27 protein-coding genes are annotated in these 25,568 nt (G+C 55.1%); 10 read left to right on the top strand and 17 right to left on the bottom strand.

Annotated elements, in window-relative coordinates:
- The first annotated feature begins 40 nt into the window (after window positions 1-40).
- Both RMR21_RS16590 and RMR21_RS16585 read left to right on the top strand, forming a co-directional pair.
- On the top strand, window positions 41-574 hold the full coding sequence (locus RMR21_RS16590) for a cytochrome b (RefSeq protein WP_498670574.1): 534 nt from the start codon (window positions 41-43) through the stop codon (window positions 572-574).
- Between the two features lie 27 nt (window positions 575-601).
- Window positions 602-1,420 carry a RibD family protein gene (locus tag RMR21_RS16585; RefSeq protein WP_498670573.1) on the top strand — a complete coding sequence of 273 codons (819 nt, stop codon included), beginning with the start codon at window positions 602-604 and terminating at the stop codon, window positions 1,418-1,420.
- Here the strand turns inward: RMR21_RS16585 and RMR21_RS16580 are convergent.
- The 4 genes from RMR21_RS16580 to RMR21_RS16565 are packed head-to-tail and all read right to left on the bottom strand — an operon-like array spanning window position 1,343 to window position 4,386.
- On the bottom strand, window positions 1,343-2,146 hold the full coding sequence (locus RMR21_RS16580; RefSeq protein WP_498670572.1) for a methyltransferase domain-containing protein: 804 nt from the start codon (window positions 2,144-2,146) through the stop codon (window positions 1,343-1,345). The two genes, RMR21_RS16585 and RMR21_RS16580, sit on opposite strands and share 78 nt — an antisense overlap.
- Window positions 2,143-3,189: a glycosyltransferase family 4 protein gene (locus tag RMR21_RS16575; protein WP_498670570.1), complete on the bottom strand. Its 1,047-nt coding sequence runs from the start codon at window positions 3,187-3,189 to the stop codon at window positions 2,143-2,145. Before RMR21_RS16575 ends, RMR21_RS16580 begins: the two co-directional genes overlap by 4 nt.
- Window positions 3,186-3,584 (bottom strand): 6-pyruvoyl trahydropterin synthase family protein, encoded by a 399-nt coding sequence (locus RMR21_RS16570; protein WP_498670569.1) that lies wholly within the window; start codon window positions 3,582-3,584, stop codon window positions 3,186-3,188. Before RMR21_RS16570 ends, RMR21_RS16575 begins: the two co-directional genes overlap by 4 nt.
- A 10-nt stretch (window positions 3,585-3,594) precedes the next feature.
- Window positions 3,595-4,386: a zinc-dependent alcohol dehydrogenase gene (locus RMR21_RS16565; RefSeq protein WP_498670568.1), complete on the bottom strand. Its 792-nt coding sequence runs from the start codon at window positions 4,384-4,386 to the stop codon at window positions 3,595-3,597.
- A gap of 365 nt (window positions 4,387-4,751) precedes the next feature.
- On the opposite strand from RMR21_RS16565, the gene ribA reads away from it, so the two are divergent.
- Both ribA and RMR21_RS16555 read left to right on the top strand, forming a co-directional pair.
- Window positions 4,752-5,858 (top strand): GTP cyclohydrolase II RibA, encoded by a 1,107-nt coding sequence (gene ribA / locus RMR21_RS16560; protein ID WP_498670567.1) that lies wholly within the window; start codon window positions 4,752-4,754, stop codon window positions 5,856-5,858.
- A 170-nt stretch (window positions 5,859-6,028) separates the two neighbouring features.
- The gene (locus RMR21_RS16555; RefSeq protein ID WP_498670566.1) at window positions 6,029-6,643 is read left to right on the top strand and encodes a CDP-alcohol phosphatidyltransferase family protein; all 615 of its coding nucleotides are present in this window, start codon (window positions 6,029-6,031) and stop codon (window positions 6,641-6,643) included.
- Between the two features lie 51 nt (window positions 6,644-6,694).
- Here RMR21_RS16555 and RMR21_RS16550 read toward each other — a convergent pair whose 3' ends face one another.
- Window positions 6,695-7,624: a lysylphosphatidylglycerol synthase transmembrane domain-containing protein gene (locus RMR21_RS16550; protein ID WP_498670565.1), complete on the bottom strand. Its 930-nt coding sequence runs from the start codon at window positions 7,622-7,624 to the stop codon at window positions 6,695-6,697.
- Between the two features lie 71 nt (window positions 7,625-7,695).
- Between RMR21_RS16550 and RMR21_RS16545 the strand changes: the two genes are divergently transcribed.
- The gene (locus tag RMR21_RS16545; protein ID WP_498670564.1) at window positions 7,696-9,327 is read left to right on the top strand and encodes a sulfatase-like hydrolase/transferase; all 1,632 of its coding nucleotides are present in this window, start codon (window positions 7,696-7,698) and stop codon (window positions 9,325-9,327) included.
- A 109-nt stretch (window positions 9,328-9,436) separates the two neighbouring features.
- Here RMR21_RS16545 and RMR21_RS16540 read toward each other — a convergent pair whose 3' ends face one another.
- Window positions 9,437-10,348, bottom strand: a complete 912-nt coding sequence (locus RMR21_RS16540) for an AraC family transcriptional regulator (protein WP_498670563.1) — start codon at window positions 10,346-10,348, stop codon at window positions 9,437-9,439.
- Between the two features lie 173 nt (window positions 10,349-10,521).
- Here RMR21_RS16540 and RMR21_RS16535 point away from each other — a divergent pair, with 173 nt between their 5' ends.
- Window positions 10,522-11,427 carry a helix-turn-helix transcriptional regulator gene (locus RMR21_RS16535; protein WP_498670562.1) on the top strand — a complete coding sequence of 302 codons (906 nt, stop codon included), beginning with the start codon at window positions 10,522-10,524 and terminating at the stop codon, window positions 11,425-11,427.
- 48 nt (window positions 11,428-11,475) lie between these two features.
- On the opposite strand, the gene RMR21_RS16530 is transcribed toward RMR21_RS16535, so the two are convergent.
- The 6 genes from RMR21_RS16530 to RMR21_RS16505 form a co-directional block, all read right to left on the bottom strand.
- Complete coding sequence (locus tag RMR21_RS16530) at window positions 11,476-12,312, bottom strand: alpha/beta fold hydrolase (RefSeq protein ID WP_498670561.1); 837 nt, start codon at window positions 12,310-12,312, stop codon at window positions 11,476-11,478.
- A 267-nt stretch (window positions 12,313-12,579) separates the two neighbouring features.
- The gene (locus RMR21_RS16525) at window positions 12,580-14,181 is read right to left on the bottom strand and encodes an MFS transporter (RefSeq protein WP_498670560.1); all 1,602 of its coding nucleotides are present in this window, start codon (window positions 14,179-14,181) and stop codon (window positions 12,580-12,582) included.
- Complete coding sequence (locus RMR21_RS16520) at window positions 14,181-14,621, bottom strand: DoxX family protein (protein ID WP_498670559.1); 441 nt, start codon at window positions 14,619-14,621, stop codon at window positions 14,181-14,183. Before RMR21_RS16520 ends, RMR21_RS16525 begins: the two co-directional genes overlap by 1 nt.
- Window positions 14,622-14,791: 170 nt before the next feature.
- Window positions 14,792-16,774: an amidohydrolase gene (locus RMR21_RS16515; protein WP_498670558.1), complete on the bottom strand. Its 1,983-nt coding sequence runs from the start codon at window positions 16,772-16,774 to the stop codon at window positions 14,792-14,794.
- A complete protein-coding gene (locus RMR21_RS16510) occupies window positions 16,774-17,064 on the bottom strand; it encodes a XapX domain-containing protein (RefSeq protein ID WP_498670557.1) in 291 nt (96 codons plus the stop codon). Before RMR21_RS16510 ends, RMR21_RS16515 begins: the two co-directional genes overlap by 1 nt.
- A gap of 61 nt (window positions 17,065-17,125) precedes the next feature.
- On the bottom strand, window positions 17,126-17,818 hold the full coding sequence (locus tag RMR21_RS16505; RefSeq protein ID WP_498670556.1) for a hydrolase: 693 nt from the start codon (window positions 17,816-17,818) through the stop codon (window positions 17,126-17,128).
- Window positions 17,819-18,034: 216 nt separating this feature from the next.
- Here RMR21_RS16505 and RMR21_RS16500 point away from each other — a divergent pair, with 216 nt between their 5' ends.
- Entirely contained in the window at window positions 18,035-18,943 is a 909-nt protein-coding gene (locus RMR21_RS16500) for a LysR family transcriptional regulator (RefSeq protein ID WP_498670555.1), read from the top strand.
- A 76-nt stretch (window positions 18,944-19,019) separates the two neighbouring features.
- On the opposite strand, the gene RMR21_RS16495 is transcribed toward RMR21_RS16500, so the two are convergent.
- Genes RMR21_RS16495 through RMR21_RS16485 form a run of 3 tightly spaced genes read right to left on the bottom strand, consistent with a single transcriptional unit; the run spans window position 19,020 to window position 21,079 of the window.
- The gene (locus RMR21_RS16495) at window positions 19,020-19,943 is read right to left on the bottom strand and encodes a cation diffusion facilitator family transporter (RefSeq protein WP_498670554.1); all 924 of its coding nucleotides are present in this window, start codon (window positions 19,941-19,943) and stop codon (window positions 19,020-19,022) included.
- A 48-nt stretch (window positions 19,944-19,991) separates the two neighbouring features.
- Window positions 19,992-20,651: a DsbA family protein gene (locus tag RMR21_RS16490; RefSeq protein ID WP_498670553.1), complete on the bottom strand. Its 660-nt coding sequence runs from the start codon at window positions 20,649-20,651 to the stop codon at window positions 19,992-19,994.
- On the bottom strand, window positions 20,648-21,079 hold the full coding sequence (locus RMR21_RS16485; protein ID WP_498671753.1) for a disulfide bond formation protein B: 432 nt from the start codon (window positions 21,077-21,079) through the stop codon (window positions 20,648-20,650). Before RMR21_RS16485 ends, RMR21_RS16490 begins: the two co-directional genes overlap by 4 nt.
- Before the next feature lie 258 nt (window positions 21,080-21,337).
- Here RMR21_RS16485 and RMR21_RS16480 point away from each other — a divergent pair, with 258 nt between their 5' ends.
- Both RMR21_RS16480 and lspA read left to right on the top strand, forming a co-directional pair.
- Entirely contained in the window at window positions 21,338-22,009 is a 672-nt protein-coding gene (locus RMR21_RS16480; protein ID WP_498671752.1) for a L,D-transpeptidase, read from the top strand.
- 111 nt (window positions 22,010-22,120) lie between these two features.
- Entirely contained in the window at window positions 22,121-22,558 is a 438-nt protein-coding gene (gene lspA, locus RMR21_RS16475; RefSeq protein ID WP_498670550.1) for a signal peptidase II, read from the top strand.
- Window positions 22,559-22,867: 309 nt separating this feature from the next.
- Here lspA and RMR21_RS16470 read toward each other — a convergent pair whose 3' ends face one another.
- Window positions 22,868-23,188, bottom strand: a complete 321-nt coding sequence (locus RMR21_RS16470) for an ArsR/SmtB family transcription factor (RefSeq protein WP_498670549.1) — start codon at window positions 23,186-23,188, stop codon at window positions 22,868-22,870.
- 352 nt (window positions 23,189-23,540) lie between these two features.
- Complete coding sequence (locus tag RMR21_RS16465; protein ID WP_498670548.1) at window positions 23,541-24,377, bottom strand: helix-turn-helix domain-containing protein; 837 nt, start codon at window positions 24,375-24,377, stop codon at window positions 23,541-23,543.
- A gap of 133 nt (window positions 24,378-24,510) precedes the next feature.
- Between RMR21_RS16465 and RMR21_RS16460 the strand changes: the two genes are divergently transcribed.
- Window positions 24,511-25,551, top strand: a complete 1,041-nt coding sequence (locus RMR21_RS16460; protein WP_498670547.1) for a fatty acid desaturase — start codon at window positions 24,511-24,513, stop codon at window positions 25,549-25,551.
- Window positions 25,552-25,568: the final 17 nt, after the last annotated feature.

Below are 25,568 nucleotides of genomic sequence, written 5' to 3'. Positions count from 1 at the left end.
TATGAACGTATGATAATATCTCTCCCGGAGGAGTACGAGGATGGCTTATCACGCGACACCAGATTTCCAGAAGTACAGCCGTGCATCCAGAGCTATGCACTGGATCGTGGCACTCCTTGTTTTCGCAACCTGGCCGCTGGGACTGATGATCGGCTTCGTCAAGGACGACGTTAAGCTAGACTTCTATCTCTTGCATGAAAGCGTCGGCTTTCTCGTACTCTGGCTCATGCTGCTCAGAGTTGGAGCTCGGCTTTATCAACAAGCCCCTCCAATAGAAGGACCTGCAATCGAGCGCCGAGCAGCGCATACGGTTCACGGGCTATTCTACATCTTTTTGATCATCATGCCGGTCTCCGGCTTTTTGGCCACAAATGCCCATGGGTTTCCCCTCGAGTGGTTCGGGATATTACCAATCTGGAGTCCGCTCGGCAAATCGCCAGATGTCGCGTCGATGCTCTCCGCAGTTCACGAGTGGAGCGCATGGATCGTTTTAGCGCTTTTCACGTTACACATGGTGGCAGTAATTTTCCATCATCTGATCCGCCGAGACACCACGGTTTACCGAATTCTTTAGACAAGGACGTCGATGAACAACCTCCACATGACTGACAGGCTTTGGACGCGACTTCTTTCGATGCGCGGTGGGAAAGACGTGTTTCGCAGACAGGAGACGGACCCCGCCTTCTCCCTTTACGGACCAGTCGCCTCAGCCAAGGGAAGCTTCGTTTTGGCGCAGGTTGGTCAGTCTCTTGATGGACGTGTTGCCACCCCGAGTGGAGATGCGCGCGACATTTCCGGAGCGGAGGGACTTGCGCACCTCCACAGATGTCGCGCTCTCGTTGACGCGGTTATCGTTGGAATTGGAACCGTTCAGAATGACGATCCACGTCTTTCCGTGCGTGAGGTCACAGGCCCAAGCCCGGCGCGCGTGGTCATTGACTGTCGAGGCGAATTGACCGGAGACGAGCGCCTGTTTCATGACGGCATGGCGCCGGTTATCGTCATTCAAGGCAATGATGCACCTCAATCCGCACATCGGTGTGACGTTGTGAGACTTCAGCGGGGTTCGTCGGGCCTCGATCCCCGTGACATTCTCGATTGTCTGGCAGCCCGTGGTTTGAAGCGGATACTGGTGGAAGGGGGCGCAAAAACGATTGCCCGGTTCATTGATGCAGGGCTTGTGGATCGTCTCCATGTGACCATCTCGCCTTTGATCATCGGCTCTGGACCTTGCGGCATATCGCTTGCGCCCATCACGGAGCTTTGCAATGCTCAACGTCCTTCTGCCGATGTCTATGTGCTTGGACGCGACATATTGTTCGATTGCCACATGAAGGCAGGCTCATCTCTCTGTGCGGGGAAAAGCCAGAAGGTCTGTATGTCCAACGACGCAGAGGCTGCCGTCCAGGTCAATGTGTGAGTGGCGGAAGTCGAGCCACTCTTTGAATTCGATCTCATTCACATGACCGATTTCGTGGATTGGTTTTCGAAGACCCGCCAGGAATTCTTTCTGGAGTTTTGCCGAAGACGGCCCCAGCCGCCAAGGACTGTCGGCGATCTCCACCGAGAAACCTGATGCCTGACATCTGTCGGAGAGATAACCGGCTGCGGCCGGCCCGAGGGCCTGCCCAAACCCCTTGTCGGAGCGCTGGTGAAGGTTGAAATCTGCGGCAATCTGCGCATCGAGCGGGTGTCTGATCGACCACTCCATAAAACCATCATAGGTGAGTGCGGCGTACAGTCCAATCCGTCGATTGGCAAGCCGCGCCACGAACCGGTCACAAAAATCTGCGGAACAGAGATCGAAAAGAGCCGACGCGGTGACAATTCTGACGCCGTCCAGAAGCGTCTCATCGAGGTCGTTCAGGTCCTGGCAGTGAAATTCGATATTGTCGTGCGGGCCGATCAGGCGCTGTGCCTCTTCCAGCAACAGGCTTTCGTGGTCCAGAAGCTTCCAATTCGAGTGTGGCAGTTCCGGGGAGAGCGTGCGATAGGTCGATCCGGTGCCGCAACCGATGTCCATAATGACAAGCGGCTCTGGAAGAGCATCGAGATGCTGCCGAAACCTTGCAAGGATCGGCTCCGATCTCGCCTGGCCGTCTGCGGCTTCACGAAGTTTCAGCCATTCCTTGTCAAAACCGCTCATGCCACCTCTTTCAATGTGGTCGAAATGATGTTCGCTGTGTCTTTCCAGCCCGGAAGCAACGCACCGGCGCGTGCCGCTGCTTCCGCGCGACGGCCGCGTTCCTGGCGATCAGTCAACAACAGTCTCAACGCGGATGCGATTGCTTCGACGTCATCCACCGGAACCAGCAAGCCCGCCTCACTCGGGACCACGTCCGGCACGGCTCCTGCCTTGCAGGCAACGATCGGAAGGCCGAACGACAGAGCTTCAGCAAAAACCATGCCGTAGCCCTCATAACGGCTTGCAAGCGCGAAGATGTCCGCTTTCGCGTAGGCCGCGGCCAGATCATCCGATTCGCCAGCAAGAGCAATGCGGCTTGAAAGGTTGAGCGTCCTGATCTGGTCTTCCAACCTGTCCGCTACCCCGGGGTCTAAATGCGGACTGCCGATAATCGTTGCGCGCCAATCAAGCTCACGGACTGTGGCGAGCGCAGAAATCAGTATGTCATGCCCCTTGCGTTGGGTCAGCGAACCCACGGACAAGATTTGAGGGATGTCGTTCTCAACCTTGCGCGATACCTGTGGCTTCACAGTTCCCGGCAAAGCCACGGTGATCTTGAGACCAGACACGCCGAAGGTCTTTTTAAGTTCGCCCGCCGTCATCGGTGAGGTAACGAAAATGTGGCGTACGGCACTCAGCGCTCTGGTTTCACTTTGCCGCACCTGTGTCTGCTGCTCTTCGCTGAGTCCAGTTTCGAGTGCCAGCGGGTGGTGGACCAGCGCGATGATCCGCAGGCGGTCAGCCTCGCGGGCTGCCCAGGCGTCCATGACACCGAAAGCCAGGCCGTCGATCATGACAAGCGTATTGTCCTCCAGAGCGGACAGCCGTCTTTCTGCTTCTCTCAGTGTCTCCGGGCTGGGGGACGGAAAGCCGTCCCCCAGAGGGAGAAGTGTGACTTCCCAACCGAGATGTCTCAACTCCCTGATAATTTCCCGATCATAGCCATAGCCGCCGGTCCTCAGTTTGAGGTCTCCGGGGTAAGCGAATATAAGGCTTTGATTCAAAGGTCTGCCTCATACCATCCGCGAGCCGCATGAGATTCATGCAAGGTAATTTTGAGGCGCGAAATCCGGTGGCTACCTGGTCCGAGGCGCTTGGCTGCGACGGCTAAGGCAAGCTCATCAAATATATGTTTCGCGATGACTTCCGTCGTTGTGATCTTGCCTTTGAAGACGTCGACCTCATCCAGGTTCTGATAGTTCAGCGGCTTGAGGACCTCAGAAAGAACTGTGGTGGCTGCGCCGATATCGACTGCCAGACCGTCCTCATCCACATCGCGGGTAAAAAAGGCTGCGTCGACAACGAAGGTCGCACCGTGCATGCCCTGAGCTGGACCGAAGACCGGGCGCGGGAGACTATGGGCGATCATAATGTGGTCTCTGACTTCAACTGCGAACATCGTCTCTCTTTCATGGGTAGCGTATGCGATGGCAAAGCGTATGCTTCGATGACAAAATACGTGGGTACTCACCGGCCAGATCAGTGAATGCCGTCTCCCCGGAAATTAAGTGATCCAGGTGGTCGTCCAGCAAAAGATCGAGAGCTTTTGCCATACGGCGCCCAAACGTCCAGCGCGCTTTACGAAACGCTGGAATGGACCCGACTTGTGAACTTATGAATGACAGTCGTCTGGAGTGAAACGCGCCGCCGAGCGGAACCGTGACGCTTTTCTCGCCGTACCAGCTTGCTTCTACGATCCGCGCTTCCATGCCTGCGTGCTGAATGGCATCAGAAAGAGCGGCGGCGGATGCAGACGCGTTTATGAGCACGTCGAACTCGCCGTCCAGATTACCGGCCTGAATGAAGCGGATGTCCATGGCTTCCACATGGGCACAGCGATCAGGGTTCACCTCAACGAGAACGGTTTCTGTTCCTGCTATTTTGTTGGACAGACTGGCCACAAGTGTTCCCACAACGCCGCCGCCGAAGACCGCAACGCGATCACCGGGCTGAATGAGAGCATCCCACACAATGTTGAGAGCGGTTTCCATATTCGCGGCGAGTACGGCGCGCTCTGGCTGAAGCTGCTCAGGCAACGGAGAAACCATGTCCGATGTCGTGATGAATGCATCCTGATGGGGGTGGAGGCAGAATACCGTCTTACCAAGCAATTCCGATGGCCCCATTTCCACCAGCCCGACACAGGAGTACCCATATTTTACAGGAAACGGAAAATCGCCCTCCATATGAGGCCCGCGCATCCGCTCGAACTCGCTTCGTGGAACACAACCGTTGAGGACAAGGGATTCCGTTCCTCGACTGATACCGCTGTACAGGCTTCGAACAAGCACCTCGTGAGGAGCTGCCGTTCTCAGGATTTCCTCCCTTATGGCACACTGACCTTCGCTTTCTATCCATAACGCTCGGGATGATTTTCGGTCGGAGATTGTCGTCGTGCCGGAAGCAGGTGCCAAAAGAGTGATCCCAATATGTGCGTGTCAGTGGAGCGTATGACCGGGAGCGACGTTTTGTTCCCTGAGCGGCAGTCAATAAATTTACGTCTGTAAGAAATCCAGCCTGCGATTTTGCTCGTAAAAAACGAAAATGTATAGGGAGACCATGTTAGATGTCGCATGCCGCCGAGCCATCTTTTCAGTTCTGCAAGCCAGAAATCGACGTAGAGCGTGCCGCTTCAGAGCTCCGGTATGGCCGCCCCATTCTGTTTTCCTCCAACGACCAAAAGATTGCCGTTCTTGCTCTCGATGCCGTCGCGCCATCACTTTACGACCAGTTCGCAGCGGCGACAGAAAACCGACATTCGCTTCTGCTGACAGCCCCTCGCGCCGCGCGCCTCGGGATCACAGGCAACGGAGACGTGCTGACACCTCTTGCAGGTGTGAATTTCGAGGCCGCGTCGCGGCTTTCCTATGCTCTTGGTGCCGAGCAACCCCCACAGTGGATCGCAGCGGACGCTCTTGCTTGCCAATCGGCAGAACTGGCGAGGATTGCTCTTTTGCTCCCCGCGATGGTCATCGCTGATATCTCTGCCACAAGCAAAAACTTCGCGGGATGTTGCGAGTTATCTGCTGCCCATTTGAAGGGCGCTGATGTTGCTCGCCAGCGCTTTGAACAGGTTGCTCGCACCCGTGTTCCTCTTAAAGGACTTGGGGATGCCGAATTCGTCGTTTTCCGTGGCGGGCTCGCGCAGAAGGATCAGGTCGCGATTATCGTTGGAAAGCCTGACATATCGCGCACCGTTCCGATCCGGATCCATTCCTCCTGCATTACCGGGGATCTTTGTGGTTCGCTGAAATGCGATTGCGGCGATCAGCTTCAAAACGGACTTGCTCTTCTCAAACAGGCCGGCGGCGGTGTTCTTTTTTATCTTGATCAGGAAGGTAGAGGCACCGGTATTGGTGCAAAAATGCGCGCTTATGGATATCAGCATCTTGGTTTAGACACCATCGACGCTGATGCTGAGCTTGGCCTTGCGGAGGATCATCGTCGATATGAAGCGGCAGTTGCGATGCTGCTTCACATGAAGATCTCGAACGTTGCGGTCTTTACCAACAACCCGACAAAGATCAGCGCTTTGAGAGCCGCTGGGATCAAGGTCCATGCGCGTGCAGCGGTCAACGGGACCGTAACAACCGAGAACCAGAATTACCTCCGCACCAAGACGCTTCGTGCCGGGCATCTTATGGACATCAACGCTCTGATTGCTGCAGAGTGATGCCGACCAAGGAGGATTAAATGGCACTGACTCCAAGTTATTTCCCTGACAAAATAAGGGATCGGTGGCCCCTTATTTATAACACGCTAGCGAACCTCGCCTGTCTTATGCTTGGGACGATCATCCTTGCGATCGTCGTGCGATCGAAAACGACGTTGGGTTGGGATTTTGTGGCAGTATCAGTCCTGTCCCTTTCCCTGATTTTCGGCTTCGTCATGTATCTTTTGCCGAGTTATCCACACCGCCGGTTCGGTTATGCCAATTTGGTCACGGCGTTTCGAGGATCGCTTGTCAGCCTGACGGGCGCGACGGTGATTTGCTTCGAAAGCTTGCATCAAGCCGATACTGTTTTATGGGTACTGGTAGGGGTCGTCGTTCTTGCGCTAGCTCTGGATGGTATCGATGGCTATCTCGCCCGTAAATACCGCCAGGAATCCGAGCTTGGAGCGCGTTTTGATATGGAAGTGGATGCCCTCCTCATCCTCATTCTTTCCGTGGCCGCTGCTGTGCTGGCAAAGGCAGGGGCATGGGTCCTTCTCATTGGTTTGATGCGTTACGGGTTCGTAGCCGCAGGCTGGTTTATCCCAGCGTTGTCGGCTGATTTGCCCCCGTCGATGAGGCGCAAATTTGTTTGTGTGGTTCAGGTGTCAGCGCTATGCCTGATCCTCGTTCCCTCTGTCACCGTGCCAGTGTCCGGCTATCTTGCGGCGGTTTCTTTGGCCATGCTGACAATGTCTTTTGCCATTGACATCGTCTATCTTCTGCGACGGAGAGGTGCCGTATGACCATCTTTGGCGGGGGCTTGTATCGTACATTTTCATTCGACGTTTTTCCCTTTACGCCGGTCCGTCCTGGCGGTTTTGCCGCTTGAGGAGCGCGGGAGCGACGAGAAAGACGACCCCGGGTGCAGCACCGGCAAGAGAGAGCCAGCCATAAGTGATACTTGCGGCAAGACCATCGACAGAAGAGGCGCCGAGCAGGGGCCACAGCGCCATCGCTGCGGCTTCACGCGTTCCCCATCCGCCAAACCCAGTCGGGATCAGCATCGCCACCAGACAGAACGGGATGATTGTAAGCCCCGCGATCCATGGCAGATTGGAGCCCACAGTGTTTGCTGTTATCAGGAACACTGCGATATAGGAGCAAAGAATGGCGGCACTTGTCGAGGCTTGGAACAGCCATGCCTTTTCCCGGACAAAGACGGTCAGCAGGCTTTCGAGAAACTCCCTCTCAACTGCCTTCCACGTCTTGGCCCAAATGGTGACCAGCATGATGGCTGCGACGACGGCCATGCCGAGAACGACGTCATGCCACGAATATTGGAAGAGATCAGCCTTCGTGATGAAGGGCCAAATACACAGACCAATGAAAGCCATGACAAAAAGGGCAATCTGGCCGGAAAGCCTTTCGAAAATAACGGCTTTAGCGGATTTTTTCCATCCGCCATGCTCTTCGCTGCGCATTCTCCACGCTCTCAAAGCGTCACCACCCATGCCGCCGGGCAACGTTTGATTCAACAGACTGGCGACATAGTATTCGCGGATTGCTGTAAAAAGTGCAATGTCCTGGCCGAGACGCCGGGACGTGAAACGCCACCGCAACGCCGAAAGCACGATTTGCACCTGAACGAGCGCAAGGCAACATAGAGCCGCAGTCCAAGAAATGCGGGACAGCGATTGTTTGAGTGCCGCCAAGTCGGCTCGAAGAATGATGGTTCCCAGGAACGCTAGGGCAATAATGGATACGAAGATTCGCAGTTTGTTCAATCGCAGCCGCCTCTGTGTTTTGTCTGTTTTTCCAAGAGCGTTGTACGTGCCATCGATGGGGGCAGATTGAAGTGACTGGAAAAAAATGCGTTGAGATCAAACACGTTAACCTGAAAGCCGCTGTTGGCGCAGCGCTTTTCTCCGTCACCGCATTTATGGCCTTCACTCTCCCCGATCACCCCGAATCTCTTGGGCTGAACGCCTTTTTGCGCATCCCGCTTGAATGGCCTGTTATCGCCATCGTCGTGTTGATGACACGAGGTCTGCTCAGGCGTCTCATCATTTATCTTTGCAGTTTGTTGATCTTTATCGTCCTCTTCCTGAAAATTGCAGACATCGGTGTGCAGACGGCGTTTCAGCGGCCGTTCAATCCTTATCTGGATATGAAAATGTTGACCGATGGCTGGAATCTGATTTCCCGCACGATCGGAACGCCCGCTGCTTTGGTAGCTTTGGCCGGCGGTATCATCCTCATCTTGCTGATCGTCACGGTTTTTCTCAAATCGCTTCGGCAGATGGCCGAGGCCGGTGCAGGGCTTCGAAGACTGCTCATCGGCGTTTTTTCGACCGTAATTGCAGTCGCTGGAATCCTTGTCTGGCTCGACAAGACGCGTGTCGAGTTGGGAACACCCAACTTTCTGGCTGGAAGGCTTGGCCTCATCGTCCGCTCGTTCGCAGACATGCAGGTGTTCGAAAAACAACTCGATACTGGCCTTGGTCCGCAGAGTGGAAAGGATCTCTTCCAGGCCGTAAAAGACAAGGACGTGATCCTCATCTTCGTGGAATCCTACGGGCGTTCTGCAATCGAGGATCAGAGATATTCAAGCATCACCATACCCCGGCTGTCGGCAATGCAGAAGCAGATCGAGACAGCAGGCCTGAATGTTGCAAGCGGCTGGGTCACATCGCCCACTGTTGGCGGACTGAGCTGGCTGGCTCATGGCACGTTGCTTTCCGGCCTATGGGTAGATAGCCAGGCCCGTTACGACCGTCTGATGATCAGCCACCAGCCGAGCTTGAACCGGCTGTTTTTGCAGGCGGGCTGGCAGACCGTCGCTGTCATGCCGGCCATCACCATGGCGTGGCCGGAGGCAGACTATTTCGGCTACGATCAGATCCTTTCGGAATCCGACCTGGAATACCACGGAAAGCCCTTTAACTGGGTCACGATGCCGGACCAGTACACCCTGTCTGCCTTTGACCGACTTGCGTTGAAGCCCGCCCATGGACGCGGACAAAACGTAATGGCAGAAATTGCCCTCATCTCCAGCCACGCCCCATGGACGCCCGTGCCAAAACTCGTTGACTGGGACGACATCGGTGATGGCACAATTTTCAACAGTCAGGCTACCAGCGGCGATCCCCCTTCTTTGGTTTGGGCCAATCCCGAACGGGTTCGCGACCAGTACATCCAGACAATTGATTATTCGTTGGCAACGCTGGGGGATTTCATGGCACGACAGGGGAAAGGCGCGGTCTACATCATCCTGGGTGATCACCAGCCGGCGTCCATCATAACCGGGTCAGATGCCTCCAGGGCGGTGCCGGTGCATATCGTCACAGATGATGCAAAACTTCTTATGCGCTTACAGGAGGGCGGTTTCTCTTGGGGAATGACGCCCAACTCAACGCAGGAGAGGCCGATGAACGAACTCCGTCAGGTGTTGATCGATGCATTCAGCGGCAAGGCAAATAGCCCCTGACCGTGTTCCCTCGAAATCCGACGCTCAGGCTTTCAAAACGTCTGATAAATAATTCTGGCTCGGTCCTCGCCTTGCGATAACCCGGGACGAAAGCTCTTGAGAAAAGATGTCACGCGTTGCGGCGCCAACTTCCCGGAGACGTTCCAACAACACTGGAAAACACACGCGTGAAGTGGCTTTGGTCTGCAAAGCCACAGGCAACGGCGATCTCGGCGAGAGATATATTGGACGCCCTGATCAAGTCCCGGGCGCGATCGATGCGCTGGTTCAAAAGCCATTGATACGGTGTCATCCCTGTGGCTTCACGGAAAGCACGGATGAAATATCCCCGCGACAGATTGCAGGCTTCTGCTACCTCTGCAATCGATACCTCACCCTCCAGACTGTCCCGAAGGATCGTTTTGGCCATGATTTCGTGCGCGCGGGACAATGCCGGTGTCTTTTTGACAGTCCGGACAGTCTTTCCTCCGTAACGCTGAACCAGATAGCTGCCGATTGCTGTTGTCATCTGGTCAACGAACAAGGCGTTCGCCTCTTCAGGTCTTTGGAGGGCAGGGAGCAGAGCACGCGCGAGATTGGCGAGAACGATATCCTTTGATGCCGTTTCCGTCGTCAGCAGGTTGACGCCACTTACGTCCGCATCGTCGGCTATTTTCGCAAGTGATGATGGCGAAATCTGAAACAGCATAAAATCGAAAGGCGTGCTGAGGTCGGCCTTGTAATCTTCGGAGAGGTTGCGAACGTAGACTGCATTTTCACAGAAGCCGTGGTCGGTGGCGTGATGCCCGTGAAAGATCCGGCGATGGTGACCTTCAGACAAGGAGACCCCGATGACAAAACCTTGGTCGCTTGGCGGTGTGCTCACCTGATCGAGCCGAGTGGATCGTGTTGCCTTGCGGAAAATATCGATATTTGAGGATGACAGACTTTGGTTGATCGATAATTGCGTCAAAGTGCAACCGAACTTGTCCGATGGTTTGCCAGTGGTCGGAAGGCTTCTATCGGTAGAACCGGTACTCATGAAAACTTACCTTCCTGATAATCGCGACCGTTCCCATATCACAGTCAGTACTTACCCAACCGATCTACAGGAACGCTTTTATACAAGATACCGCGACAAATGATGTGTAGGAAACTGCAATCGATGATCCGCAATCCTGCCTGCGACGTAGTGCATGCAAGAACAAAACACATGTGAGTGAATGGTTGGAAGTCAGCGAAAAAATTGCGGCAAGCTTTGGTGTCGGAGCGGTGAGGGCATTGGTCATCAAGCCGTTACGGAATGCTGAGCTCACGGTTGTCCATCTTCAAAAATGCTACAAACCTGATAATAGCCGTGTTATCTTGGAGCCTGATAACGCTTTCCTCGTTTTGCTGTATCTGGAGGATACCAACCATTCCGATATCGGACCTGACGATCTCTTAGGCCCAGTCAAAACCTTTCCCAAGTCATCAATCTGTCTGGTGAGCCTTAAGCAGGGCGCTGCGATCTCCATCAATGGTCATATCGATGTGCTCGCGTTCTACATCCCGACCGCGCATCTTGTTGAGCTCACCGAGGAAGCGGGCGAGCCCCATATTGATGATTTTCTGATCTGTCGTGGTTTGCACGATCAGGTCGTCCGTAATATCGGCGCAGCACTGATGCCGATGTTCGACATGCCCTGTGAGGTTCGCGATACGCTTGTTCCCCACATCGGTCTCGCCTTCATCGCGCATATTGCCCACAAATATGGACGGTCTCCCGCTCAACAGCTTTCGTCTTCCCGGCAACTCACCGAGATGCAGGAGAAACGGATCAAGACCTACATCAACTCCAATTTGTCTCGCGATATCGACGTTGAGGATATTGCTCTTGCGAGTGGGTTTCTGGTGGAGGATTTGTTGTTCGGCTTTGAAGAGACGACCGGCCAATCCATAAAGGGTTGGCTATTGGCAACCCGGATCGCCAGAGCGCAATCTTATCTTACCAAGACAGGCGAAAGCGTTGACCATGTTGCGGTTGTCTGCGGCTTCAAGGATCGGGCGACTTTCATCGAAAATTTCAATCATGCAGTCGGTGTTACGCCTGACGAATGGCGCTCCCGCAATCGCCATTAGCCCGGCGATGCCGACGACACTTGGCCGTCGGCAACTTGTCGGCATGTATCAGGCCTGAATGAAGGCCAGGAGATCTGCGTTGAGCACCCCGGCATTAACCGTCAGCATGCCGTGGGAGAAGCCTGGATAGGTCTTCAGCTTCCCGTTCTTCAACAGCTTGACCGACTTGTGCGCTGAATCGGCGATTGGCACGATCTGGTCGTCTTCGCCATGCAGAACCAGCGTCGGGACGCTGATCGCCTTCAGATCTTCGGTGTGGTCTGTTTCCGAAAAGGCCTTGATGCCATCATAATGTGCCTTGGCTCCGCCCATCATGCCCTGACGCCACCAGTTCTGGATGACACCTTCGTGCACTGTCGCGCCCTCGCGGTTGAAGCCGTAGAAGGGGCCAGCCGGAACGTCGCGGAAGAACTGCGCGCGGTTTGCGGCAAGTGCGGAGCGGAAACCATCGAAAACCGCCATGGGCAGGCCTTCGGGGTTGGCATCCGTCTTCACCATAATCGGCGGGACTGCGGATACGAGAACGGCCTTGGCGACGCGGCCAGCAGGCTCACCGTGCCTTGCAACGTAGCGGGCGACTTCGCCGCCGCCGGTGGAGTGGCCGATATGAACGGCGTTCTTGAGATCGAGTGCTTCGACAACGGCAAAGGCGTCCGAGGCGTAGTGATCCATATCGTGGCCTTCCGAGACCTGGGCCGAGCGGCCATGGCCACGACGGTCATGGGCCACGACGCGGTAACCCTTGGAGAGGAAGAACAGCATCTGCGCATCCCAATCATCGGATGACAGCGGCCAGCCGTGATGGAAGACGATCGGCTGCGCGTCCTTCGGACCCCAGTCCTTGTAGAAAATCTCTGTGCCGTCTGTTGTTTTAACAAAGCCCATTGTCTTGTCTCCTGAGGTTGGATTTGAATGTTGAGCAGTAGGTGCTGCGTGAAGTGAGCGGGTTTGAAGGAGCATCCCGGCAGTTACGGCTGCCCCGGCAAGGAGTGCATCACGGCGACTTAGGGGAAAATTATGGTGTGCCACGATGGCTCCTTTTTCTCTGTGCGGGTTCTGCTGTCTGTCTATGTGATGAGAATGCTGGGAAAATGCACGGCGAACAATTGCAATAAAAATGTCGATTAAATTTCGATTATTGCAATAATCTTTTCATGCTGCCTTGCCCGGCCTGTTGATTGCCAGAAGGTGCCGAACCACGGGCTTGTCCGGACCGGTATGGAATGCAATGACTTTGCTCTGGATGTCTGCGTCCGCGTTGGACACGCGCTTGTGCTGGCGCAAATGTTCCGCCCAGGATTCGACCATGAACCATTCCGTGATTTTAGCGGGATCGGCGGAGTCTTCCGTGACGCCCCAACCATAGGCGCCATCGCGACGGCGTTCGGACGACATTTCATCGAGCGCATGCAGGAACTTGATGCGGTTATGCTTCTCTACATTGTAGTCGATCAGGATCAGAACGGGACCACGATCATGCGCGACAGGCTCGGCAACCAAAGGTTCCGGCCAATGGTTGGATGATACCAGATCCGCATCGCCTGCGGGAAGCTTGACGCGGTGCATGATGAAGCCGGCGACCAGCAGTCCAGCCGCGCCGATGAGCAGCGTTGCCGATATACCAACGGCTTCACCCACGGTACCCCATCCAAGGCTGCCTGCGGTCATCGCGCCGTTGAAAACCGTCAGATAAACCGCCAGTCCGCGACCTCTCACCCAGTTCGGCAAAACAGCCTGCGCAGCACCGTTCAAGGTCGTGAGTGCCGTGATCCAAGACGCCCCGAGAAACAGGAGGATAACGATGGCAAGCCATTGCGGTGGAGCGAGTGAAAGAACGCCCATGACGAGAGCCGTCACGATGGCAGAGCCGAGAAGCAAGCTGTTGGAATCGAAACGTTCTCGCAGTTTCGGCATGACCAGCGCGCCACCAATGGCACCGGCACCGACCGAGCCGAGTAGAAGCCCGTAGAAGCTTGCGTCACCGCCGAGAAGCTGACGGGCGACGAGGGGAAGAAGCGCCCAGACCGCGCTGGCAAAGGCAAAAAAGATCGCAGCGCGCAGCAGCACGACATGCAATGGTTTACTGGCTCGCGTATATCTCAAGCCCGCCCGAAACGCACCGAAGAAACTTTCGGACAACGCATCATCCGCATTTTTGGCGCGAGGCCACCAGATGAGTGCTGCAATGACCAGAATGTAGCTGGCAACATCGGCACCGTAAGTGACGGCAGCACCGAAGGCAGCAAGCAGAAGGCCGCCTGCCGCCGGTCCTATGGAACGGGCAATGTTGATGCCGAGCGAATTGAGCGCGACCGCGCCTTTGACATCTTCGCGTGGTACCAGTTCAGGGACGATGGCCTGCCATGTGGGGCCCATCAGCGCTGCGCCGATGCCGCCCAGAAATGTCAGGCCGATCAATGCGCTGACCGATAGCATGCCGAAATAGGACAGAGTCATCAGTGAGATGCTGACGCTGGCGAGCAGAAGCTGGATGGCGATCAGAAACTTGCGGCGGTCAAGAATATCGGAAAGGACGCCTGCCGGGATCGCCAGAAGGAAGATCGGCAGTGTACCGGCTGCTTGTACGAGTGCGACGGCTGCGGGCGCTGCGGAAAGGTCTGTCATCAGCCACGAACTGGCGACATCGCGCATGAAGCTGCCGGTGTTGCCGAGAACCGTTGCCGCCCAAAGGACCGCAAAGACAGGTTGGCGCAGCGGGGCAAAGCTTCCACCTCTAGACATGCTGGCGCTCATCACTTCGCTCCCTTGGCAATATCGACGGCGGCAACGAAGACGAATGCTCCGGCAAGGCCGAGATGTTCAAAGAAGGCGTTGGTTGCCATCATACGGTCCATACCGGGCGCCATTTCCCAGAACCGAAGGGCGATGAATGTGGCGATCAGCGTGAAGCCTGCAAGCGCCACGGCGCCCGCCCATCGCAGTACGCCTGAAACCACCATCGCAGATGCCGTTAGTTCGAAAACGATGACGATGACGGCAAAGATGGCGGACGGATGCAGGCCGAAATGGTCCATCTCTGCAATCGCGCCATTGAAATCAAAGATCTTGGTCAGGGGGCCCTGAATATAGGCTGCGCACAGCGCAAGCAGTGCGATGGTCCGCGTTGCTGGCTTTGCGATAATATCCGCCAGACCTGTTTTCAGTCGGCTGGTGGTAGGGCTTTGATACGTCATGATTGCTCCTGCAGGTTGGCCCGGTATGTTGGGCATCCGTCTTGCGATGGAGTGATATTGGGCCGAAACATTGCCGCCAACAATTGCATCAATAGTTTCGATTTAATTGCGTTTTTTGTAATTATGAGATGCGAACGGGCTGTGATGCCCGTTCGCCAGAGCAACGACGATCACACCGCCCAGCACGAGCAACCCAGCGCCCCGAAGAAGCCCTTTAGATCGGCAATCGGCAGTTTCGAGGTCCATGCACCTGCGTGGTCGTGGCCGTGAACGCCGCAATCGCTGGCGCAGCCGCAAGAGGTGATGGCGGTTCGGCGCAGAGATCGTTGACCGGCACCTTCCGGCTCTGCCCAGGCGGCATAACCGCCGAATTTTCGAACGGGAGACCAGTCCGGCATCGCAGGCGGCACGTCGTTTTCATCCAATGCCTTGAAGTCACCCGAACCGTAGACGATTTTACCGCCGACCATGGTGAGGTCCGAAGTCAGGAACGAGATTTCATCTTCAGCGCAGGAGAAGAAGTCTTTGTCCGGCACGACGAGATCAGCGAATTGACCCTTTTCAATGCGGCCCTTCTTGCCTTCCTCATTTGAAAACCACGTGACCTTTTCCGTCCACATGCGCAGCGCCGTTTCACGGTCGAGGCAGTTTGCGCGCGGATAAAGCTGCATGCCGCCAACGGTCTTGCCGGTGACCATCCAGGACAGCGATACCCATGGATTATAGGAAGCCACGCGTGTTGCGTCGGTGCCGGCTGAGACATGGACGCCCTTGTCCAACATTTTGCGGATTGGCGGTGTTGCTTCTGCTACGCCGTGTCCATACTGCTCGACAAAATATTCTCCCTGATAGGCCATACGATGCTGGGTGGCGATACCGCCGCCGAGCGCTGCGATCCGGTCGATGGAGCGGTCCGAAATCGTTTCTGCATGGTCGAAGAACCAGTTCAGTCCTTCCAGCGGAATGTCCTTGTTGACCTTTTCGAAAACATCCAGTGCACGGGTGATCGTCTCGTCATAGGTGGCGTGCAGGCGCCATGGCCAACGGTTTTCGGCCAGAACCCGCACCACTTCTTCCAGCTCGCCTTCCATTTCCGGTGCCATCTCAGGCCTTGGCTGGCGGAAGTCCTCGAAATCGGCCGCGGAAAAGACCAGCATTTCACCTGCGCCATTGTGACGGAAATAGTCGTTGCCCTGCTTGTATTTGACCGACTGGGTCCATTTGAGAAAGTCTTCTTTCTCTTCCTTGGGCTTTTGTGTGAACAGATTGTAGGCGAGACGAACCGTCATCTGGTTTTCGTCGGAGAGTTTCTGGATGACCTCGTAATCATCAGGGTAATTCTGGAAACCACCACCGGCATCAATGACGCTTGTAATGCCCAAGCGGTTGAGTTCCCGCATGAAATGCCGGGTTGAATTGACCTGATAGTCCAAAGGTAGCTTTGGGCCCTTGGCAAGCGTCGAATAGAGAATGCCTGCATTCGGCTTCGCCAGCAGCAGCCCCGTGGGATTGCCGTTGATGTCGCGGGTAATCTCGCCGCCTGGTGGGTTGGGCGTATCGCGCGTATAGCCCACGGCGCGAAGGGCCGCGCCATTGAGAAGCGCCCGATCATAAAGGTGCAGCAGGAATACCGGCGTATCCGGGGCAATCGCGTTGATCTCTTCGATCGTCGGCAGGCGCTTTTCTGCAAATTGATGTTCGGTGAAACCGCCGACCACGCGCACCCATTGCGGGGCGGGAGTATTTGCCACCTGTCGCTTGAGCATATCCATCGCATCGGCAAGAGAGCGAACGCCATCCCAGCGCAGTTCCATGTTGAAGTTCAGCCCGCCGCGCACGACGTGGGTGTGGTTGTCGATCAGGCCGGGCAGAACGCGCTTGCTTTTGAGATCGATAATCCTGGTATTCGATCCGGCAAGCGCCATGACATCGGCATCGCTACCCACTTGCGTGAAAAGACCGTCCTTGATGGCGATAGCTGTTGCGTTGGGGTTGGCGCGGTCAAGCGTCGTGACGCGGCCGTTGTGAAGGATGATATCAGGATGCATGGTATCTGCTCCGGTCTTTTTTGGATCTGCGGCGCTGGCCGACGAAAAGAGATTGGACAAGGCGAGGCTGGAAGCCGCACCCAGAAATGTGCGGCGTGTCGTCATCAGCCGTTTCCTTCTGGAGCATCTTGTTTGGAGGCGGCAAGATCGACACTGGTATGGCCGCCCTTCGGCATGTGACCAAACATGTGCGGCTTGACGTGGTTCAGCCACGACACCGCCGCTGGCTCCCTGTTCCAGATCGTCCTTGCAAGCGGCACGATCTGTTCACCAACAAGAATGCCAAGAAGGCCGACAAGGGCAATGACCGGTGGGGCCGGAGAGCGGACGTTGAGCAGGCCATAGATGACACCGACGAGAAGACCGACGGCAAGCGAAAGCAGGTAGATTTTCATGGAAGCATTCCTTTTCCAAGTTGGTCACCCCGCCCGATAACTCAGACGGGGCTGCCTCAAATCAGATGGCGGCTGGGTTGGGGCCAATGCGCTTGCCATGGGTCACGCGCTCGGCGCCGCCGTGGACGTGTGTAACGGCGTAGTCGATGCCCATGCCGTAAGCGCCGGAATGCTCTTTCACCAGAGTGGTCACGGCATCGTAAGTCTCCTTGCGAGCCCAATCGCGCTGCCATTCAAGAAGAACCTGCTGCCATGTGACGGGAATAACACCGGCCTGAACCATACGGTCCATCGCATATTTGTGCGCGTCGACAGAGGTGCCGCCGGAGGCGTCGGCAACCATGTAAATTTCATAGTCGGTGTCATGCATGCAGGAGAGCGCGAACGTCGTGTTGCAAACTTCGGTCCAAAGACCGGCGACGACGATCTTCTTGCGACCGTCGGCTGCATTCTTGGCAAGCGCATCGCGCACGTTCTGATCATCCCAGGAATTCATCGAGGTCCGCTCGAGAATGTCATTGTTTGGCACGACAGCCAGCAATTCAGGGAAGGTGTTGCCTGAGAAGCTGTCCGTCTCGACGGTGGTGATCGTGGTCGGAACGTTGAAAATCCTGGCGGCCTTGGCGAGGCCGACGACATTGTTCTTCAACACCTGCCGATCGATGGACTGAACACCGAAGGCCATCTGTGGCTGCTGGTCGATGAAGATGATCTGGCTGTTTTGGGGTGTAAGAACCTGAAGCTTGCTGGACATGTCGTATTCCTTTTGATGTGTGTTGAGTAAGGGAATGGAGGAGGGGAGGCGTGAAGTCTTGAAGGTTATGCCGACCGATTGTCTGAAAGTGACATCATGCAGTTGGCTTTCCTTCGGTGCGTTGGTTGGCTGGTGTGATTGGAAATTTATGCCAGTTGCCGATGCGCGAGAATTGCAATAATTATTGTCATTGAATTGCTTGAGGTGAAATAATCCATGAACGACTACAAGGCGCTCCGAACGTTTCTGATGGCGGCGGAAAAACGCAATTTCGCTCAGGTTGCGCGCGAACTGGACATGACGCCCGCCGCCGTCACGCGTGCCATCGCCGCCTTGGAGGATGATCTCGGCGTTCAACTTTTCGTTCGCACAACGCGTCAGGTTTCTCTGACAACAGACGGCGCAATTTATGCGGCGCAGATACAGCCCGCATTCGAGGCCTTGGAGAATGCCCGAAAAGATGTGATGAACACCCATAAGGCGGACCATGGCCGTCTGCGGATCAGCGCGCCGACCTGGTTTGGCCAGCAAATTCTCCCGCCCATTCTGTCACGGTTTCAGGAGCGTTACCCGAAGATCAGTTTTGAGGTTTCTCTCGGCGATGGACTGGTCAATATCATCGATGATGATTTCGATCTGGCGATCCGCATATCGGCGGCACCATCTGACAAGTTCACGATCTGGCGGAAAATCAGCGTGGTGAAGCGCATTCTGGTTGCGGCCTCCAGTAGCCGTTTTTCAGATATGCTGCATCCAAGCGAACTGACGCCTGACGATTGCCTTGGTTACAGTGGGGAAAGCAGGCGGGAAAACTGGGTACTTTCCGACGGTAGTGGAAGCGTCAGCATCTCTGCGGGTCGAGCCTTTAGCGCCAACAGCGGTGAACTGCTGGCAAGCATGGCAGCCAAAGGCAAGGGCGTAGCATTGCTTCCAAAATTTCATGTCGACGCATATCTGCAATCAGGGCAGCTCCGGCACGTTCTACAGGAATGGGCTCCGCCAGACTTGTGGCTGACACTCTATTACCCGCCTTACCAAGCCATACCCCCGCGGATCGCTTCGTTCTCCAAGTTCTTCGAAGAGCATGTTCCTGCCCTGATGGTCCAAGGACACATCCATGAATGATGTGAGGCAAACATGTCGATATGGCGCATCTTTAGTCGGCGAAATTGCTTGGCTGTCGGGCGTGCCCGACTTGCGCTTAGCGTTCCGCATGGCCTATTTTCACATCGCTCGCCTTACAGTGGTCAAACGGAGTTTCAAACTCGATAGTGGAGTGAGCAATGCCATGGTCGAGCGAGAGAAACCCACGAATGTTTTCCCTGATCTTCGCCGCGCCCTCGAGCGTAAGCTCAGTGATCACGACATGCATTTCAAGCGCCCGGCGTTTTTCATCCAGTGCCCAGACGTGGACGTGATGGACATCGCTAACCTGGGGGATTGCGAGTACGCCTTGACGGATCTTTTCAATATCCGTGCCGTCGGGTGTACCCATCATCAGAATGCGGACAGATCCGCCGATCTCGGTGAACGCTTGCCATAAAATATAGCCAGCGATCAGGAGGGTGATTGCTGGGTCTATCCATGTCCAGCCATACAACAGGATCAGCGTTCCCGCGACAATCACACCGACGGACCCGAGAGCGTCTGCAACATTGTGCAGAAATGCAGCGCGAATGTTCATGCTGTCTTTTGACATCGCATAGGTCAGCATTGCGGTCACCAGATCAATGACCAGCGCGATGCCTGCAATGATGACGATGATCCATCCGTTTACGGGTTCCGGCTGGAAAAAGCGCATGATAGCTTCGTAGACGAGGTAAACACCGATGACGATCAACGTCGTGTAATTGATTAGAGCGGCGACGATCTCCGCGCGCGCATAGCCGAACGTCATGCGATGATCTGCTGGCCGACGGGCGATTTTGCGGGCACCGAATGCGATAACGAGTGACGCTGCGTCGCTGAAGTTATGGATGGCATCGGCAATCAGCGACAGACTGCCCGATATGACACCACCGACGATCTGGGCAAATGTCAGCAGAAAGTTGACGAAGATAGCCCACGCGATGCGTTTGTCACCCCCTTGCCCCGCATGATCGTGGTGATGGTGATGACCGCTCATAGCGTCGAAACTTCCCTGTTTTGGCTACCGATTGTCAAAGGTGATGGATCATGAACCGCGCTGGGTCGCGTCAAATTCTTTTTTGACGAGATCGAAAAGACCTTGTGGTGAGAAATCCGTCAAGGGCTGACCGTTGACAAAGAATGTCGGTGTCTGCTCAATCCTGTTTGCCTGCACATCGGCGATGTCCTGCGCAAGGATACCATCGACAACGGGTGTCATGGCGTCCTGCCTCCCTCGCGTCAGATCCATCCCCGCACTGGCCGCAATCTGCCATGCTTTTTCGATATCCGGCGCACCGTGGACTGCCCATTCGGGCTGTCGCTCCAGCAGAGCTTCAAGCACCGGCTGGAACCTGTCCTGTCGGCGTGCGGCTTCGATGATCCTGACGACCTCATCCGATCCTTCATGGAGTGGTGTGTACCGCAGGACGAGCCTGGCCTTGTCGCCCGTTTGGACAAGAAGCTGCTTCACGATGGGATAGAAAGCGCGGCACGCCTCACATGACGGGTCGAAAAATTCGACGATCGTCACTGGCGCGTCGACGGGACCGATTACTGGCGAATGCATGCGCACAAGGGTGTTGGCCGGAGCCGGCGCCTGCGCAGGTACGGTCTGCGGCTGATTGGCCTTGTAGATGGCTGCGCCACTTGCAAAAACCGTCACGGCTATGGCACCTGTGGCGACCATGAGTGTTCGTCTCTTCATCGATGATGTCTCCGGTACGCAACGAAAAGAAGCGCGACAATAGCTGTGAACATAGCCAGCGAAAGGGTTGGCAACGGCAGTGTCCCAAAGATGGTCATCCCATCGCCGGAACAGGAAGGCCCCTGACTGCATGGCTTGATGGCAGCTGGAATGATTTCAAAATAGAGCAGGTTGTGAAATGCTGCGACAAGCCATCCGCTCATGGCCAGAGGCAGAGCGTAGAGCGACGCGACAAGCTCGGACCGATAGACACCAACGCCCAGAACAGCGACAAGCGGGAACATGAAGCTTCGCTGGTACCAGCAGAGATCGCATGGTGCTTGGCCCATGACTTCGCCAACGAATAGAGCGCCACCCGTTGCTGCCAGTGCTACGATCCAGGCGGCAAACAGAAGACGAAATGACGGGTCGGCTGCCGATGTATTCACGTCCTTCAAAATTCTCTCCAAGAGTGTTCCACACTTAATCTTGGGACCTCTAGTAGGTAGAGGGTCAAGAGGGCTACCGACGTATTTTTTGACACTGGCTCTGTCGGCAACGCGGAACCTGAATGCAGGTGCGCGATAATGTCGCATCAACCGAAGGGGGCTTGACCCTCTAGTCGCTAGAGGAAGCATATCGCCGCAATAACCCACTCTGGAATCGAGGAAAAATTGAACAAGAGAGTATTGACGAGACGCGGCTTTATGGCGGGTGGCTCAGGTCTTGCGCTGGTCACGTTGACAGGCTGCGCGACAACAACACCTGTGGTGCCTCAAACAAAAACAGCCGCTCTTCCCGCTGAAACAATCTACTCTTCAATGTATGCGGCTGTTCCAGACGAGCAGTTTCCGTTGCCTGCGATTCCTTATGAGAAATTGCAAAGCCGGTATTATCGCCAGCTCGTCAACGATCCCACCGGCGAGCGACCCGGCACGCTTGTCGTGGATACCGCGAACTTTTTTCTTTATCTCACGCAGGGCGGCGGCCAAGCCATGCGTTACGGGGTCGGCTTGGGCAGGCAGGGGTTCGAGTGGTCGGGTCGAGGCGTCATTCAGTACAAGCGGCAGTGGCCGAGATGGACGCCTCCCGACGAGATGGTTGCGCGTCAACCCGAACTGGAGCCGTACAGTATCAAGAACGGAGGAATGGGTCCGAGCCTGAGCAATCCCTTGGGAGCACGCGCCCTCTATATTTTTCAGAATGGCGAGGACACCATATTTCGCATACACGGGTCGCCCGAATGGTGGACAATCGGCAAGGCGGTATCGTCCGGCTGTGTACGGATGATCAATCAGGACGTTATAGACCTCTACAATCGGGTTCCGGACAAGGCGCCTATCGTCGTCACGAAACTTTCACCGCCGATTGAGGTTTGACGCCAGATGCATGACGCTGATCGGCACACTGAAAAACCGGCCCCGCATCGTAGAGACGAACCAAAGCCGCTTGGATTTATGTTGCCCTTGTTTATCGGTGGGTGCGCCTTTGTGATCGATCAGGTGTCCAAATATCTGATCGTAAATTTTGTGATGATGCCGCCTGACGTTATTCAGGTAACGTCATTTTTCAATATCGTACTGGTCTATAATCCTGGGATAAGCTTCGGCATGATGTCGGACCTTGTCGGGAGTATGCCGCAAGTGTTTGCAGGCTTGAAAATCCTGATCGTGGTTGGTCTGTTGGTGTGGGCCTACAGAGCGGAATTGTTCGTTGAGCGCCTCGCTCTTTGCGTGATGGCCGGCGGCGCCCTCGGTAACATCTCGGATCGGTTTTTCAGTGGAGCTGTGACCGATTTTCTGGATTTTCACTGGTCCGGCAACCATTGGCCAGCCTTCAATTTCGCAGATGTAGCCGTATTCAGCGGGGCCTTCATGCTGATCGTTTTCTCTTCAGTTGCCAACCGGAAGGCCGTGACTGAGACCTGATCGAAAACTCTCGCAAAGCCGCAAAGCGCCTTGCCGCTGGAATGGCCCGCGCTGGCTATGGCGAACTGGCTCGTATCAGGTCCATTCGACCAAATAAACGTTGGGTGCCTTCGGTGGGAAGTCGCACGATGTGAACACCATGGACGCAGACCTTATGGTCGGAATGTGCCGTGATGGCCCGCAAGCTTTTACTAAAGCGAGAAATTACATTAGATAAATCTAATTCACCTAGAACGAGAGAAGAACAGACTATGTATGAAAGCCGAACTTGGCCGGCTCTGGAAGGACAAAATCGGTCGCCAGTTGCTTTTAATTTTCTGTCTCGTCCGTGGCACTTTCTATAACATCAACGTCCGACAGAACCTGCCGTATGGGCGACGACGCGGAGGAATAGAATATCTGCTGCCCATGTCGCCGGGTGACGACCAGATTCATTTCCCTCAGTTTGGCCAAATGTTGAGACATCGCCGATTGTGAGAGTCCAATGTCTTCACAAAGACCATTAACATCCCATTCCGCAACTAGAATCCGACGAAATATTTCAATCCGAACGGGACTCGAGATGATCGTCAACAGCTTGGCTGCTTTGTCGACGTCGAACGTATATTGTTTAACGTGTGAACCTAGCACGATGTATTATTTCCCGGTGGGACCGCTTAAGCCGGTCTACGTATTTATCATCCCCAGGGAACAGCATATTCGAGCATTACGACGCAAATTAGACATTCGTTATGTTATAATATAGTTGTAAAGCATCACATCTTGCACGCAGATCACGATTTTATCGTGTTTATTCTGATAGCCTTTATCCAGGGAACGCCAACTGGTTCCGAGGTGTGTCATGTGTGTATGGGGCCTGGTAGAATGAGACGCCTACGCCTGAAATCCACTGGATGAAATCATCGCACGTCATGCTGAAGCGTCACGATCGCGCGTTGTGTACCGTGAGCTGGCTTGCGGAAAGATTTTATCTGCAATCAGGTTATGATACTTTGAGAGCCTTCACGTAATCAGCACTTTGATGGGCATGAACGCGTGTAAACCTGATCAGCTCATCAAAATGACGCTGCATCTTCCGGATCGATTCGGCATTATTGAGTACGAGGTACATTCCGCCCACGAAGATTGCTGCCCTCTGGGATCCGAAAATCGTATAAGGCACGGAAAACCGCTCCTTTTCGTTGAACAGAAAAAGGCGGAACGAAGGATAAAGCTCGTTCAGAAGGCTCGCCATATGCTGCAACTGAAACGCCCGGAATTCACGGTCTAGGCCAGCCCACATCCCGCTTCCCTGGGCCAGCGCTTCCAGGGTCTCTTGCGGCATGCAAACCTCCATGTCCGTGCCGGGCTTCCGGTTGTAGTCAAGACGAAACGCTGTTTCAACCGCTTGCGCTTTTACGCTCTGATGGGCCGCATTGGCCTCGAACGCGATTATCTCAGGCGTACGCAGCAGGTCGGGGATTCGCGCCGGAACGTATCGGATCTTGGAGCCGGTCGCTTCGGCATGCCATTTCATCAGGAGCGTATCGGTATAATCCTCGCCACCTTCTTCGATTTCGAAACTCGGCCGCAATTCTCCTGTCAGGCCAGGATCATGTGAGACACCGAGAAGCCAGTCCAGCGATACCGAGTGACGTTCAGCGATGTTAAGGAGCGTTTCCACACGCGGCAGACGGGCCGAATCACTGGACAAAAGCTGAGACAGTGCCGAGCGGTCGATGCCAACTCCGGTTGCAAACGCTGCGTGGCTGTCGCCTGAGCGCGTAACCAGTTCCATGAGCCTCGTTCGGAACAGGTTCGCCAGCGCACGTTTGTCCATAAAAGACCTCAATGTTTACTAAAGTAAACATATCGCTTTTTTTGTGATCAAAATCAACAGTTGGTCACCAAGATCCCGTTGTACGGCGGATGACTTGATGGAACTCTGATTCCGATACGTTTCAGAGGACAGCATGAACCACATTTCCATCAAACGACTTCACCGTCATTTCAGGCTGCAACCGCCAAGAACGCTCAGGATCGAGTGGCCGACTGTCGCATTGCTGATCGGATGTTATGGTCTATGGGGTGCTGCCGGGTATCTTCTTTATCCCGGCCACCCGGTTGTAGCGCTGATAATCATGGGTGTCGCGGTTGCTTTGCATTCGTCGCTGCAGCACGAGGTTCTTCATGGACATCCGACCCGAAACGCCCGGCTGAATGAAGCGCTCGTATTCGCTCCTCTGGGGATATTCTACCCCTACCGCAGCTACCGGCGCACACACCTTCAACACCATGCGGATGAACGCCTGACGGACCCGTTCGACGATCCTGAAAGCTATTACCGCGCCGCGAAGGACTGGGAGACGATGCCAGCATTTTTAAAGCGGCTGCTTTCCTGGAACAATACCCTTACAGGGCGTATGCTGATTGGTCCTCCATTGATGGTCGTTGGTTTCACGGCGTCGGAATGGAGCAAGATCATGACGGGTGATCGAAAGGTCATCCTTGCTTGGAGCCTCCACATTGCGGGCTTGATCCCGACCCTGCTGGTGATTTCCCTGCTGTTTGGTATTCCGGTCTGGCTTTATATCAGCGTCGCCGCCTATCTTGGAATTTCCATTATCGCCATTCGCTCCTACTGTGAGCACCAATGGTCGGAGCATCCGGACGGACGGACGATTATCGTTGAGAATTCGCTTCTTGCGCCGCTCTTTCTCTACAACAACTTGCACTTCATTCATCACAAGCTGCCAACTGTGGCATGGTATAGGCTGCCATCACTCTACAGGGCCAAACGATCCGAGTGGCATAGGATGAATGAAGGCTATGTGTTCGCCAATTATGTCGAGGTATTCCGTGCTTTTGCATTCAAGGCGAAGGAGCCGGTGGTGCACCCCGTTCTGCGACGCAATGAACCTGTTGTTGTGACGATTGCTGCGCAAAAGGAGGCGGTCGACCTTGTTGATTATCTCATGCCCGGCAACGCCGTCGTCTCGGATATGCAAACGTGAGGTGGATTGCAGCGCTT

It is taken from the genome of Agrobacterium sp. rho-8.1 (assembly GCF_033957725.1).
Classification (GTDB): Bacteria; Pseudomonadota; Alphaproteobacteria; order Rhizobiales; family Rhizobiaceae; genus Agrobacterium.
Note: the sequence above shows the minus strand (reverse complement) of the source record. Positions and strands in the feature narration are given on the sequence as shown.

Coding starts and splice junctions, on each gene's coding strand:
- RMR21_RS16570 (WP_498670569.1), bottom strand. CDS start 3,584: ATGTTCGCAGTTGAAGTCAGAGACCACATTATGATCGCCCATAGTCTC.
- RMR21_RS16565 (WP_498670568.1), bottom strand. CDS start 4,386: ATGCGCGGGCCTCATATGGAGGGCGATTTTCCGTTTCCTGTAAAATAT.
- RMR21_RS16490 (WP_498670553.1), bottom strand. CDS start 20,651: ATGAAGAGACGAACACTCATGGTCGCCACAGGTGCCATAGCCGTGACG.
- RMR21_RS16520 (WP_498670559.1), bottom strand. CDS start 14,621: ATGACGTATCAAAGCCCTACCACCAGCCGACTGAAAACAGGTCTGGCG.
- RMR21_RS16530 (WP_498670561.1), bottom strand. CDS start 12,312: ATGGGCTTTGTTAAAACAACAGACGGCACAGAGATTTTCTACAAGGAC.
- RMR21_RS16525 (WP_498670560.1), bottom strand. CDS start 14,181: ATGAGCGCCAGCATGTCTAGAGGTGGAAGCTTTGCCCCGCTGCGCCAA.
- RMR21_RS16480 (WP_498671752.1), top strand. CDS start 21,338: ATGGCGGGTGGCTCAGGTCTTGCGCTGGTCACGTTGACAGGCTGCGCG.
- RMR21_RS16510 (WP_498670557.1), bottom strand. CDS start 17,064: ATGAAAATCTACCTGCTTTCGCTTGCCGTCGGTCTTCTCGTCGGTGTC.
- RMR21_RS16495 (WP_498670554.1), bottom strand. CDS start 19,943: ATGAGCGGTCATCACCATCACCACGATCATGCGGGGCAAGGGGGTGAC.
- RMR21_RS16540 (WP_498670563.1), bottom strand. CDS start 10,348: ATGAGTACCGGTTCTACCGATAGAAGCCTTCCGACCACTGGCAAACCA.
- RMR21_RS16465 (WP_498670548.1), bottom strand. CDS start 24,377: ATGGACAAACGTGCGCTGGCGAACCTGTTCCGAACGAGGCTCATGGAA.
- RMR21_RS16580 (WP_498670572.1), bottom strand. CDS start 2,146: ATGAGCGGTTTTGACAAGGAATGGCTGAAACTTCGTGAAGCCGCAGAC.
- RMR21_RS16585 (WP_498670573.1), top strand. CDS start 602: ATGACTGACAGGCTTTGGACGCGACTTCTTTCGATGCGCGGTGGGAAA.
- ribA (WP_498670567.1), top strand. CDS start 4,752: ATGTCGCATGCCGCCGAGCCATCTTTTCAGTTCTGCAAGCCAGAAATC.
- RMR21_RS16500 (WP_498670555.1), top strand. CDS start 18,035: ATGAACGACTACAAGGCGCTCCGAACGTTTCTGATGGCGGCGGAAAAA.
- RMR21_RS16505 (WP_498670556.1), bottom strand. CDS start 17,818: ATGTCCAGCAAGCTTCAGGTTCTTACACCCCAAAACAGCCAGATCATC.
- RMR21_RS16590 (WP_498670574.1), top strand. CDS start 41: ATGGCTTATCACGCGACACCAGATTTCCAGAAGTACAGCCGTGCATCC.
- RMR21_RS16460 (WP_498670547.1), top strand. CDS start 24,511: ATGAACCACATTTCCATCAAACGACTTCACCGTCATTTCAGGCTGCAA.
- RMR21_RS16515 (WP_498670558.1), bottom strand. CDS start 16,774: ATGACGACACGCCGCACATTTCTGGGTGCGGCTTCCAGCCTCGCCTTG.